Source organism: Herbaspirillum rhizosphaerae (genome assembly GCF_001189965.1).
GTDB classification, from domain to species: domain Bacteria; phylum Pseudomonadota; class Gammaproteobacteria; order Burkholderiales; family Burkholderiaceae_D; genus Herbaspirillum; species Herbaspirillum rhizosphaerae.
Map to the genome: position 1 here is coordinate 184685 of NZ_LFLU01000006.1, position 12360 is coordinate 197044.

The window sequence follows — 12360 nt, forward strand, 5'->3', positions numbered from 1 at the left end:
CTCAAGCTCCCGCGGTGGTTGGTGTGGAATCGCCGGCGCTGCCGCCGAGATAGGCTTCGATCACCTTGGGGTTGGCCTGCACTTCGGCCGGCTTGCCTTCGGCGATCTTCTGGCCGAAGTCGAGCACGGTGACGGTGTCGCAGATCGACATGACGACGTCCATGTGGTGCTCGATGAGGATGATGGTGATGCCGACATCGCGGATCTTGCGGATGATGGCGACCAGTTCCTTGATGTCGGGCGCGGTGAGGCCGGCGGCCGGTTCGTCGAGCAACAGCAGGCTTGGGTTCAAGCCCAGCGCGCGGCCGATTTCGAGCAGGCGCTGTTTGCCGTATGGCAGGTTGCGCGCCTCTTCGTTGGCGAGATCGGCGAGGCCGACGAACTCCAAAATCGCGGCGGCGCGTTCGCGTGCTGCTTTCTCTTCACGCTTGTAGCGCGGGCTGTGGATGATGACGTCGGCGACGTTGCTGGTGAAGGTGTGGTGCAGGCCGACCAGGATGTTTTCTGTGGCGCTCATTTCACCGAACAGTTGCACGTTCTGGAAGGTCCGCGCGACACCGCCCAGGGCGATCAGCGATGGCGTCTGGCCGGTGATGGCGCGACCGTCGTATTCGACAGCGCCGTCGGTCGGACGATAGATGCCGGTGAGGACGTTCATCATCGTGCTCTTGCCGGAACCGTTGGGGCCGATCAGGCCGTGCACGGTGCCCTTGCGCACGTCGAGGTCGACCTTGTTCAGGGCCTTGAGGCCGCCGAACTGCATCAGCACCTGGTTGACCTTGAGCAGCGTTGCGCCGTCTTCCTTGACGGCGGCGGTGGTGATCACCGCTTCGGTCTTGTCACCGGCGATTTGCTGCGCCAGAGGGGTACGCTTGCTGAGCATGCGGCCGAACAAGGTGCGGCAGAAACCGACGATGCCGTCTTGCAGATAGTAGACGACGAACAGCGTCATCAGGCCGAAGATGGTGAGACGCCAGTCGGTGATGTTTTCCAGCTTGTAGGAGAACGCTGCCATGAGGACGGTGGCGACCACCGGCACGAGGATTTCGCGCGGGGTCTTGACCTTCTTGATGACGGACGCGGCGGCGCCGATGACGACGATCACGGCGGCGACGGTGGCGATCTGGCGGAACAGTTCGATGTCCGACAGCAGGCTCGGCAGCATGACCACGATCAGCGCGCCGATGAGCGAACCGATGCGCGACTTGCGGCCGCCCATGATCACCGCCAGCAGGAACAGGATGGTCAGTTCGAAGTTGTAGGTGTTGGGCGAGATGTACTCTTCCGAATAGGCATACAAGGCGCCCGACAGACCAGCCAGTGCAGCGCTGATGATGAAGGCGTAGACCTTGTAGCGGTACACCGACACGCCCATGCAATCGGACGCAATCGGGCTGTCGCGCAATGCCTGGAAGGCGCGGCCGAGGTTGGAGCGCAGGATGCGGTGCACGATGATCAGCGATACCACCATGAGGATGGCGACGACGTAGAAGAACTGCACTTCGGTCATCTTGTCGCCGCCGATCATCGGCTTGGCGACCTTGATACCCATCGGACCTTCGGTGAGGAAGCTCATTTCATTGATGAGAATCTGGATGATGGTGCCGAAGGCCAGCGTGACCATCGCCAGGTACGGACCGGTGACGCGCAAGGCCGGCAGCGCCAGGATGGCGCCGAACACTGCCGTGACGGCAATACTGGCCGGCACGGTGAGCAACAGCGGCAGGCCGAGCTTGAAATACAGCACGCCGGCGGTGTAGGAGCCGATGCCGAACAGACCGGCGTGGCCCAGCGAAACCTGACCGGTGTAGCCGACCACGATGTCCAGGCCAAACAGCAGGATGGCGTAGATCAGGATGGTTTCAACCAGGTGCAGGTAGTAAGGATTACGCACGAAAAGAGGCAGCACCGCGAGCGCGACGATACCAAGCAGCGAGACCAGGAGAATTTTCTTGTTCATGTTCATCAGACCTTTTTGATCGCAGTTTTGCCGAACAGGCCTGCAGGTTTGACCGCCAGCACCAGCAGGAGCAGCAGCAGTCCTGGGACTTCCTTGTAGCCGGTGGAGATGTAGAAGCCGGTGACGGTTTCAGCGATGCCGAGGATCAGGCCGCCGACGATGGCGCCCATGCCCGAGGTCAGGCCGCCGATGATCGCGACCGCAAAGGCCTTGAGGCCGAGCGCTGCGCCCATGGTGGCGCCGGTCAACGTCAGCGGCGCCACCAGCACGCCGGCGAAGGCTGCCGTGGCGGAGGACAGTGCGTAGGAGAACGTGATCACCACGCTGGTGTTGATGCCCATCAGGCCGGCAGCGTCGCGGTCGTTGGAGGTGGCGACGACGGCTTTGCCGTAGATCGATTTGCGGTTGAATAATTCGACCGCGAGCATGATGGCCAATGCGCCGACCACGACCAGCACCTGCATCGGCTGCACGTTGGCGCCGAGGATCTGGAACGGTGCGCCGGACAGCGGGCTGGGGAACGGCAGGTCATCCTTGCCCCAGATGTTTTCTGCGACGTTCTTGAAGATGATCGCGAGCGCGATGGTCGACATGATCCAGCCGAATTCGGACTTGATCTTGATGGCCGGACGCACGCCTATCCATTCGACGAACATGCCCTGCAACGCGCCGAAGACCAGCACGATGGGGATCATCAGCCAGTAGTTGAGATAGGGGCCGCCGTGGATGTTGCCGACGACGGACAGGCCGACCAGCGAACCCAGCATGAGCGCCTCGCCCTGCCCGAAGTTCAGTGTGCCGGAGGTGGCGAAGGTGAGTTGATAACCGAAGGCGATCACCGCATAGATCATGCCGAGCGCGATGCCGCTGAAAACCAGCTGTAACAGAATATCCATTATTTCTACCCAAGAAGCGGCTGCCATTGAATGGCGGGTTGAGTGTGCCGGGATGTTTAACGCAGGTATGGGAGATGGGAATGATGGGCGAATGCATCAGCCGGACTTGCGCCCTGCTTCAGCTGCCACCTTGCCGCCACGTTGCAGACGCCGGTCGCCACGGCTTGCTCAGCCGGTCGGCGCGCCCTCGTCGCTGCGACATTCCTTCACTTCCGATACAAGTTAAAAAATCGTCAACAGACTCTGCGAAAAAGGCCAGTCCCCGGATCGCAAGGACTGGCCTTTATGCTTTAACGACAAATTACGTTGCCGTCGATTTATTTGCCGAGTACAACGCGGCCGTTTTTGACTTCGCCCATCACGACCATGTTCGGCTTGATGGCTTCGTGGTCGTCGCGCGTGAATGGCTTGTTGTACGTGGTGACAACGCCTTCGATCTTGGTGTTCAGGCTTTCCAGCGCGCCGCGGACTTTATCGCCGTCGGTGGTGCCGGCTTGCTTGATCGCTGCGGCCAGCAACAGGACCGAGTCGTAGCCTTGGGCGGCGGACACGGCCGATGGCATGCGGTCAACCTTGTAAGCCTTTTGGTAGGCTTCGATGAAAGCCTTGCGCTTAGGCGTGTCGCCTTCCTGGATGAAGGTTTGCGGCATGCGTGCGCCGTTGCCGTTCTTGCCGGAGTTGTCGATGAAGTTACCCATCGACAGCGGCCAGCTGCCGATGATAGGCACGTGCCAGTTCAGCTTTTCCATGCCGTTGGCGATCTGCGCCAGTTCAGGGCCGATGCCGTAGGTCAGCACGACCTGTGCGCCGCCTTGCTTGGACTTCAGCAACTGGGCCGTCATGTCGACGTCTTTGAGGTTGTATTTTTCGATGGCGACTGGTGTGATCTTCTTGGCGGCCAGAGCCTTTTCCAGATCTTCACGTCCGAGCTGACCGTAGTTTGTGGAGTCGGCCAGAATCGCGACCTTGGTGTACTTTTGCTTGTCGATGGCTTCGTCAGCCAGCATCTTGGCCTGGATCGCGTCGTTGGCCGAAGTGCGGAAGATGTAGTTGTCTTTATCTTTTTCGAACTGCTTGGTGACCACGGAACCGGTGGCGACGTTGGTGATCACGGGGATCTTGGCTTCCTGGTAGAAGCGCTGCGAAGCCAGTGCGACGCCGGTGTTGGCATAGCCAACGGTAGCGACGACTTTTTCCTTGTTGATCATTTCTTGTGCGATCTGCACGCCACGCTCGTTCTTGGCTTCGTCGTCACGCTCAACCAGCTGGATCTGACGACCCAGCACGCCGCCGCTGGCGTTGATTTCCGCCACGGCCAGCTTGACGCCGTCGCGCATGGAGACGCCCATCGGCGCGGAACCGCCGGTAAACGGTCCGGATACGCCGATCTTGATCGGATCAGCGGCCTGGCTGGAAAGGGACAGGCTCAGCAGTGCTGCTGCAACCAAAGCTTGGGTCTTGTATGACATTTGTCTTCCTCCTGGTGTAATTATCTTGGTTGGCCATCTTGATGTGGTCTAACTCAATTCTTGCCGGGCCGTCAGTTGTTCTGCGTTGTTCTGAGGCACCGTTATCGTCGCTGATTCTGTCCCATCTACCTTTCTCGAAACTTACAACTTCGTCAGGATCTGACGAATGCTGTCAGGCAGCGGGACTGACTTTTCTTGTTTGAAATTAACCCACACGATCTTGGCTCCGCCTTCAGCATAGATGATTTCCGGCTGGTCGACACGCCGGATCTCATAGGTAGTTTCCACACTCGAGCGGCCCGGTTCCAGGGCAAACATGCGGATCTCGATGTCGGCCGGATACTTGAGCTGGCGCCGGAAGGTGCACTGGGCATTGACGATCACCGGCCCCAGCCCGTCCTCCACCATGCCGCCGACAGCCGACTCCAGCCATTCGATACGGGTCTGCTCCATGTAGCGGAAATAGACGGTGTTGTTGACGTGGCCGAAGGCATCCATGTCGCCCCAGCGGATCTTCAGGTTAGTGGTGTGAATCAGGACTTTGTCGGTCATGGGGTCGCGCCTTTCTTGTTGAGCATCTCATCTTGGTCGATCTTGCTCATGTGATTGTTGAATTTATTTCATCCGGCGATTTGGCATTCCACGTCGCGGCCACATTTCCACACAAGAACAAGGGAATTGGCAAAAATCAAATAAAATGCTTGGCGTGGCGAACATAATTTGTGGATGAGACTAGCATTCTCTCGCAAAATACTGAACAATAGCACGATCGTTCGCAAATATTCCAACCAAAACATTACGGGACACTCCATGACTCAAACTCAAGACTTGCTTGCGCAATACGGTCCGCGCGAAGCAATGGAATACGACGTCGTTGTCGTCGGCGGCGGCCCGGCCGGGTTGTCCTCGGCCATCCGCATCAAGCAGCTGGCCGCCGAAGCCGGCAAGGAAGTCTCGGTCTGCGTGCTGGAAAAAGGCAGCGAAGTCGGCGCCCACATCCTGTCCGGCGCGGTCATGGACCCGCAGGCGATCACCGAACTGTTTCCCAACTGGAAAGAGCTCGGCGCGCCATTGAACACTGAAGTCACTGAAGACCGTTTCCTTTTTCTCTCCGCCAGCAAGGCATACAAGACCCCGTCGTGGATGCTGCCAGCTTGTTTCCAGAACCATGGCAACTACGTCATCTCGCTGGCCAACGTCGTGCGCTGGCTGGGCCAGCAGGCTGAGGCGCTGGGCGTGGAAGTCTTCCCCGGTTTTGCGGCGGCGGAAATCCTGTACAACGACGACGGCTCGGTCAAGGGCGTGGCCACCGGCAACATGGGCGTGGACCGTCACGGCGAGCCGACCGGTGCGTTCCAGCTGGGCATGGAGCTGCATGCCAAGTACACCTTCTTCGCCGAAGGTGCGCGCGGCCATCTGGGTAAGCAACTGATCGCGAAGTACAAACTCGACGCAGGCAAGGATCCGCAGACCTATGCCATCGGCATCAAGGAAATCTGGGAAATCGATCCGAAGATGCACAAGCCGGGTCTGGTGGTGCATACCGCCGGCTGGCCGCTGGATAGCGGCACCTACGGCGGTTCCTTCCTGTATCACCTGGAGAACAACCAGGTCGCGGTCGGTTATGTGGTCGGTCTGGCTTACGAGAATCCTTACCTGTCGCCGTACGAAGAATTCCAGCGTTATAAAACGCATCCGGAAATCCGCAAGTTCTTTGAAGGCGGCAAGCGCCTGGCTTACGGCGCACGCGCCATCACCGCCGGCGGTTTGCAATCGCTGCCGAAGCTGACCTTCCCGGGCGGCGCGCTGATCGGCTGCGATGCAGGCTTCCTGAACGCGTCGCGCATCAAAGGTAGCCATGCCGCCATAAAGACCGGCATGCTGGCCGCTGAGGCGGTTTTTGAGGCCTTGGGCAATGATCGCCAGTACGATGAGCTGACGGCCTACAGCGCCGCGTTTGAGAAGTCCTGGCTGCATGAAGAACTGTACAAGGCGCGCAACTTCAAGCCGTCGATGAGCAAAGGCCTGTACACCGGCACGCTGCTGGTCGGCATCGATCAGGTGCTGTTCGGCGGCAAGGCGCCGTGGACGCTGCATCACTCGCATGCGGATCACGAATGCCTGAAGCCGGCGGCGGACTTCTCGCCGATTGCGTATCCGAAGCCGGACGGCAAGCTGACCTTTGATCGCCTGTCGTCGGTGTTCATCTCCAACACGAATCATGCGGAAGACCAGCCGATTCACCTGACGCTGAAGGATTCCTCGGTGCCGGTCGGCGTCAACCTGGCGAAGTATGCCGGCCCGGAAGCGCGCTATTGCCCTGCCGGCGTGTATGAGTTCGTGAAGAACGACGACAATACAGACCGCCTGCAAATCAACGCGCAGAACTGCGTGCACTGCAAGACCTGCGACATCAAGGATCCGACACAGAACATCGTGTGGGTGACGCCGGAAGGCGGCGGCGGGCCGAATTACTCGAATATGTAATTTGTCTGCGGCAGTGTCTGCAAACTCCGTGGAAAACGAAAACGGCGCTTCGATCGAAGCGCCGTTTTTATTTGAGCCCTGCGCTTGCCATAGCGATGCAATGGCGCGCCCTGCGATGCCGCCGAATATCCTTTAGTATGGGCTCTCCCATAAGACCATCTTACGAGGACTATAAAAATGATTCGGAGACTTGCATCGGGCTTCATCGCCCCGCGTTCATCGCGACTTTCGTCGTCGCTGCTGTCACTGTTGTTCTCTGCCCTGCTTTGCGTCTCCGCCCACGCGGCGGATTATCCCGGTTACCGCCAGGCTGACTGGATCGCGCCGAGCTTCACTTTCCACACCGGCGAAACGCTGAACAATTTCAAGCTGCATTACGCCACCGCCGGCGATCCTGCCAATCCTGCGGTGCTGCTGTTGCACGGCACTTATCGCAGCGGCGCCGATTTCGTCGGCAAGGATTTTGCGGGCGAGATGCTGGGGCCGGAGCAAGCGCTGGACGCCAGCAAGTACTTCATCATCATGCCGGACGCCATCGGCGTCGGAAAGTCCGCCAAGCCGTCCGACGGCCTGCGCGCCAAATTCCCCCAATACAACTATGCTGACATGGTGCTCGCGCAATACCGTCTGGTGACGGAGGGCTTGGGCATCAAGCATTTGCGCCTGGTCATGGGCAACTCCATGGGCGGCATGCAGACCTGGATGTGGGGCGAGATGTATCCGGCGATGATGGATGGACTGGTGCCGATGGCGTCGCAGCCGATCGAGATGGCGAGCCGCAACTGGATGATGCGGCGCATGCTGGTCGAATCGATCAGGCAGGATCCGGCATGGAACGGCGGCAATTACACCTCGCAGCCGCCGTCGCTGCGTCTGGCCAACACCATGTTCGGTATCGCCACCGCCGGCGGCACCCTCGCCTATCAGGCGCTGGCGCCGACGCGCGCCCAGGCCGACAAGATCGTCGACGACCGCCTGAATGCGCCCGTAACGGCCGACGCCAACGACTTCATCTATCAGTGGGGATCGTCGGCCGATTTCAATGCGATGCCGCATCTGACGCGCATACAGGCGCCGCTGCTGGCGATCAACTCCGCCGACGACGAACGCAACCCGCCGGAGACCGGCACCATGGTCGCGGCGCTGAAGCAGTTGAAGAATGCCGAGTTGTACCTGATCCCGGCGAGCGCCGAGACGCGTGGGCATGGGACGACCAGCTTTTCGAAATTCTATGCGCAGCAGGTTGGCGCATTTCTGAAAACCTTGCCGCAGCGTTAAATACGGGCTGTCGGTTCAGTCCGTGGAGCCCACGTAGAAAAGGCTTCGATTTGCATCGAAGCCTTTTTCTTTGGTGCAGTGAATCGCCGGTCGGGTCAGACGCTCGGCAAGGTCCATTGTCCATTGACGATTTTTTCCAGCCAGAAGGCGCCGATGACTGTCTTGACGTCGGTTACCTTGCCCAGGCGGACTTGCTCCAGCAGCTCGGCAAGCGGCGCCTTGTAGATGTCGAGAAACTCGCCTTCGTCCAGCTTGCGCTCACCTGCAGTCAGACCGCGCGCAAGATAGATATCGAGGTGTTCGTCCGAATAGGCGATGGCGTTGTGGATGGTGCAGACGAATTGCCAGTCGGTGGCGGTGTGGCCGGTTTCTTCTCGCAACTCGCGCTTGGCGCATTCCAGATGATCTTCGCCCGGATCGATCTTCCCGGCCGGGAATTCAATGAAGACCTGATCGAGCGGATAACGGAACTGTCTTTCCAGCAGCACCGAGCCGTCTTCAAACAGCGGCAGGATCACCACCGCGCCCGGATGCTTGATATGTTCTCGCACAGCCTGCTTGCCGTCCGGCAGGCGAATCCGGTCGCGTTGGACTTTGAGGAAATGGCCTTCGTAGACCAGCTCGCCGTCTATCTTGCTTTCTTTGAGATGAGTATCCATGCGGGACCGGTATGCAGTGATGGTGAGTAATTGTGGATAAGAGCGCCGCGTGCCCGCACGCACTTCAGCGCAGGCGCTTCAGCATCGCGTCCAGGGCCGGCTAAGCGTGGCTCTTGCGCAGGTAGCGCAGCACATAGCCCGGATAGGCCAACACCAGGAACAGACAAGCGGTGACGGCATAAAATTCCCAGCCCTGCGCAAATGCATTGCCGATGTTCGCTTCAAAGAAACGGGCAATCGCGCCGACGAGGAAATACAGGACGATGAGCTCAAGCAGTCGCACCCATACCGGCTTGCGGTATGCGGCGGACTTGCTCAGAGGGATCAGCGCGAACAGCTGCTGATTAACGAAAGGCAGGTTGGCGGCCAGGACCGCCAACAGGATGACACACCAGCTCAGTAAAGAAACATTCACCGGTAGATTCGCTTAGGCTGCGATGACTTTGCTGAGGAAGGTCGCCAGCGTCGTGACGATGGCGTTGGTGCACGCATCCATCAGATGACCAGGCCACAGACCGATGACCAGCGCCGCCAGACCGTTCAGGCTCAGCGCAATGCGGACGTCGAAGCTTGCGGTGATCTTGCTGCTGTCGGCAGGCTCATCGAAGTACATGTTCTTGATGACGCGCAGGTAGTAGAACGCGCCGACCAGCGAGAACACGACGGCCAGCACGGCCAGCCAGATCTGCCCGGTGCCCAGCACCGCTTGCAGCACCGACAGCTTGGCGTAGAAGCCGACCATCGGAGGAATACCCGCCAGCGAGAACATCAGGATCAGCATGATCGCGGCAAACCATGGGCTGCGTTGATTCAGGCCCTTGAAGTCGTCCAGCGTATCTGCTTCGAAACCGGAACGCGCCATCAGCAGGATTACGCCGAAAGTGCCCAATGTGGTCAGCACATAAGTGATTGCGTAGAACAGCGACGAGCTGTAGGCATTGACCGCCTGGAACAGGTTGCCGTCGACCACGCCCGACATCATGCCCAGCAACATGAAGCCCATGTGCGAGATGGTCGAGTACGCCAGCATGCGCTTGATGTTGGTTTGCGCAATCGCCGTCACGTTACCGATGATGATGGACAGGACAGCCAGCACCATGAGCATTTGCTGCCAGTCGATCGCCAGCGGCAACAGGCCTTCCACCAGCAGGCGGAACACTATGGCGAATGCAGCCAGCTTCGGCGCGCCGCCGATCAGCAGCGTCATCGGCGTCGGAGCGCCGTGATAGACGTCAGGCACCCACATGTGGAAAGGAACGGCGCCCAGCTTGAACGCCAGGCCGGCGACCACGAACACGATACCGAACACCAGCACGTTGCGGTCCACAGTACCGGACACGATGGCGCGGAAGACGTCGTTCAGTTCCAGCGAACCGGTCGCACCGTACAGCATGGAGATACCGTAGAGCAGGAAACCGGAAGCCAGCGCGCCCAGGATGAAATACTTCATCGCGGCTTCAGTCGAGCCGATGTTGTCGCGGCGCAGGGCAATCAGCGCATACAGCGACAGCGACATCAGTTCCAGACCGAGGTAGATCGACAGGAAGCTGTTGCCGGAGATCATGACCATCTGACCCAGCAGCGAGAACAGCGCCAGCGCGTAGAACTCGCCGCCCAGATGACCGCCGCCGACGATGGCGCGGTCGCTGTTGTATTGGCGGGCGTAGATCAGCGTTAGGCCGATGGCCAGGTAGGAGAACAGCTTCAGCAGGCTGGACAGCGGGTCCGAAACGAACATGTTGCTGAAGGTGTAGACCGTCTCTCCGCTTGCGTAGTTGGTGAAGGTCAACACTGCGCAGACCACCAGCGCCAGCAAGGACAGCAGGTAGGTGATGACGCGTTTTGCATCCGGCAAAAACATATCGATCAGCAGAATTGCGGAAGTCGCAACCAGCAGAAATATTTCCGGATAGACAGGGATCAGATTCATGTTGTTCATTTAGTTACCGCTTATTTTCGTCCGCGTATTTTGTCCGCTTACCGTTGCCGCCGTTTTCAGCCGTGCGAAACATGTGACCGGCTTGTATCGAAACGTCGTACCGAATTGCTGCCTGGTGTCGGCGCAGCACAGCAAGGTAACACTGGCTGCGCCGACACTTGTTACTTAATTAATCTTGGATACCGCTACGTGCTTGAGCAGGTCCGACACCGACGTCTGCATGGTGTCAGTCACCGGCGCCGGGTACAGACCCATCACCAATACTGCGATTGCCAGCAAGCCGAGGATGAAGAATTCGCGCTTGTTGACGTCGGTCAGTTCTTCCACATGATGATTGGTCACTGCGCCGAAGATCACGCGCTTGGTCAGCCACAGCGAGTACGCCGCACCCAGAATCAGCGCAGTCGCGGACAACAAGCCGATCCAGAAGTTGAACTTGACGGCGCCCAGGATGACCATGAATTCGCCGACGAAACCGGAAGTCGCAGGCAGACCGCAGTTGGCCAGCGAGAACAGGATGAAGAAGGCTGCAAAACGCGGCATCTTGTTGACCACACCGCCGTATTGGGCGATTTCACGGGTATGCATGCGGTCGTACAACACGCCGATGGACATAAACATGGCGCCCGACACGAAGCCGTGGGAAATCATCTGCGCGATACCGCCCTGCACCGCCATGTCGTTGAACATGAAGAAGCCCAGCGTGACGAAGCCCATGTGAGCGATCGACGAGTACGCCACCAGTTTTTTCATGTCTTGCTGCACCAGCGCAACCAGACCGATGTAGATCACGGCGATCAGCGACAGCGTGATCATGAAACCGGACAGCGCGTGGCTGGCGTCGGGAGCGATCGGCAGCGAGAATCGCAGGAAACCGTAGGCGCCCAGCTTCAGCATGATTGCCGCCAGCACGATGGAGCCGCCGGTAGGCGCTTCCACGTGGGCGTCAGGCAACCAGGTATGCACCGGCCACATCGGCACCTTGACCGCGAAGGCCATCAGGAATGCGAAGAACAGCAGTTTTTGTTCCAGCATCGACAACGGCAGTTGATGCCATGTCGGGATCTCGAAGCTGCCGCCCGAGACGATGTACAGATAGATCAGCGCGATCAGCATCAGCAGCGAGCCGAGCAAGGTGTACAGGAAGAACTTGAACGCCGCGTACACGCGGTTGGCGCCGCCCCACACACCGACGATGATGAACATCGGGATCAGCGTCGCTTCGAAGAACACGTAGAACAGCATGCCGTCGAGCGCCGAGAACACGCCGATCATCAGACCGGACAGGATCAGGAAAGCGCCCATGTACTGGCCGACGCGCTTCTGGATCACTTCCCAGCCGGCCAGCACCACGATGACCGTGATGAAGGCTGTCAGCGGGATGAACCACAGCGACAGGCCGTCGATGCCGAGGAAGTAGCTGATGTTGAAACGGTCGATCCAGGGCGTCTTTTCAACGAACTGGTAGCCATGCGCGGCTGCATCGAAATGCATGACCAGCGGGATGGTGACCAGCAGGCTGACGACGGCGCCGAGCAAGGCCAGCCAGCGCGCGATGGATGGATTATCGTCGCGGCCCACTGCCAGGACGAGCACGCCAAACGCGACCGGACACCAGATCGCAAGGCTAAGGAGAGGAAAAGTTGACTGCATCATGGTTGTTATTTACTTT

General features: G+C 59.2%; 10 protein-coding genes. 2 read left to right on the forward strand and 8 right to left on the reverse strand.

Annotated features, from left to right (window positions below; all coding sequences use genetic code 11):
- Position 1: 1 nt before the first annotated feature.
- The 4 genes from AKL25_RS11185 to AKL25_RS11200 all read right to left on the reverse strand — a co-directional run bounded on the left by AKL25_RS11185 (position 2) and on the right by AKL25_RS11200 (position 4877).
- Positions 2 to 1960, reverse strand: a complete 1959-nt coding sequence (locus AKL25_RS11185; RefSeq protein WP_205627236.1) for a branched-chain amino acid ABC transporter ATP-binding protein/permease — start codon at positions 1958 to 1960, stop codon at positions 2 to 4.
- A gap of 5 nt (positions 1961 to 1965) precedes the next feature.
- Positions 1966 to 2856: a branched-chain amino acid ABC transporter permease gene (locus AKL25_RS11190; RefSeq protein WP_050477741.1), complete on the reverse strand. Its 891-nt coding sequence runs from the start codon at positions 2854 to 2856 to the stop codon at positions 1966 to 1968.
- A gap of 317 nt (positions 2857 to 3173) precedes the next feature.
- Positions 3174 to 4325, reverse strand: coding sequence for an ABC transporter substrate-binding protein (locus tag AKL25_RS11195; protein ID WP_050477742.1), 1152 nt, complete (start codon positions 4323 to 4325; stop codon positions 3174 to 3176).
- Between the two features lie 141 nt (positions 4326 to 4466).
- Positions 4467 to 4877, reverse strand: coding sequence for an acyl-CoA thioesterase (locus AKL25_RS11200; protein ID WP_050477743.1), 411 nt, complete (start codon positions 4875 to 4877; stop codon positions 4467 to 4469).
- A 258-nt stretch (positions 4878 to 5135) separates the two neighbouring features.
- Between AKL25_RS11200 and AKL25_RS11205 the strand changes: the two genes are divergently transcribed.
- Together AKL25_RS11205 and AKL25_RS11210 are read left to right on the forward strand one after the other, a co-directional pair.
- Positions 5136 to 6812, forward strand: coding sequence for an electron transfer flavoprotein-ubiquinone oxidoreductase (locus tag AKL25_RS11205; RefSeq protein WP_050477744.1), 1677 nt, complete (start codon positions 5136 to 5138; stop codon positions 6810 to 6812).
- A 177-nt stretch (positions 6813 to 6989) separates the two neighbouring features.
- The gene (locus tag AKL25_RS11210) at positions 6990 to 8090 is read left to right on the forward strand and encodes an alpha/beta fold hydrolase (RefSeq protein WP_050477745.1); all 1101 of its coding nucleotides are present in this window, start codon (positions 6990 to 6992) and stop codon (positions 8088 to 8090) included.
- Between the two features lie 95 nt (positions 8091 to 8185).
- Here the strand turns inward: AKL25_RS11210 and AKL25_RS11215 are convergent, their stop codons facing one another.
- The 4 genes from AKL25_RS11215 to AKL25_RS11230 form a co-directional block, all read right to left on the reverse strand.
- Positions 8186 to 8749, reverse strand: coding sequence for an NUDIX domain-containing protein (locus AKL25_RS11215; protein ID WP_050477746.1), 564 nt, complete (start codon positions 8747 to 8749; stop codon positions 8186 to 8188).
- A 100-nt stretch (positions 8750 to 8849) separates the two neighbouring features.
- Positions 8850 to 9164, reverse strand: a complete 315-nt coding sequence (locus tag AKL25_RS11220) for a DUF2818 family protein (protein WP_050477747.1) — start codon at positions 9162 to 9164, stop codon at positions 8850 to 8852.
- 12 nt (positions 9165 to 9176) lie between these two features.
- Positions 9177 to 10688 (reverse strand): NADH-quinone oxidoreductase subunit NuoN, encoded by a 1512-nt coding sequence (gene nuoN, locus AKL25_RS11225; protein ID WP_050477748.1) that lies wholly within the window; start codon positions 10686 to 10688, stop codon positions 9177 to 9179.
- A 165-nt stretch (positions 10689 to 10853) separates the two neighbouring features.
- Positions 10854 to 12344 carry an NADH-quinone oxidoreductase subunit M gene (locus AKL25_RS11230; RefSeq protein WP_050477749.1) on the reverse strand — a complete coding sequence of 497 codons (1491 nt, stop codon included), beginning with the start codon at positions 12342 to 12344 and terminating at the stop codon, positions 10854 to 10856.
- Positions 12345 to 12360: the final 16 nt, after the last annotated feature.

Excerpts from the sequence above, each read along its gene's own strand:
- AKL25_RS11185 (WP_205627236.1), bottom strand. The coding sequence starts at position 1,960 with ATGAACAAGAAAATTCTCCTGGTCTCGCTGCTTGGTATCGTCGCGCTC.
- AKL25_RS11190 (WP_050477741.1), bottom strand. The coding sequence starts at position 2,856 with ATGGATATTCTGTTACAGCTGGTTTTCAGCGGCATCGCGCTCGGCATG.
- AKL25_RS11195 (WP_050477742.1), bottom strand. The coding sequence starts at position 4,325 with ATGTCATACAAGACCCAAGCTTTGGTTGCAGCAGCACTGCTGAGCCTG.
- AKL25_RS11200 (WP_050477743.1), bottom strand. The coding sequence starts at position 4,877 with ATGACCGACAAAGTCCTGATTCACACCACTAACCTGAAGATCCGCTGG.
- AKL25_RS11205 (WP_050477744.1), top strand. The coding sequence starts at position 5,136 with ATGACTCAAACTCAAGACTTGCTTGCGCAATACGGTCCGCGCGAAGCA.
- AKL25_RS11210 (WP_050477745.1), top strand. The coding sequence starts at position 6,990 with ATGATTCGGAGACTTGCATCGGGCTTCATCGCCCCGCGTTCATCGCGA.
- AKL25_RS11215 (WP_050477746.1), bottom strand. The coding sequence starts at position 8,749 with ATGGATACTCATCTCAAAGAAAGCAAGATAGACGGCGAGCTGGTCTAC.
- nuoN (WP_050477748.1), bottom strand. The coding sequence starts at position 10,688 with ATGAACAACATGAATCTGATCCCTGTCTATCCGGAAATATTTCTGCTG.
- AKL25_RS11230 (WP_050477749.1), bottom strand. The coding sequence starts at position 12,344 with ATGATGCAGTCAACTTTTCCTCTCCTTAGCCTTGCGATCTGGTGTCCG.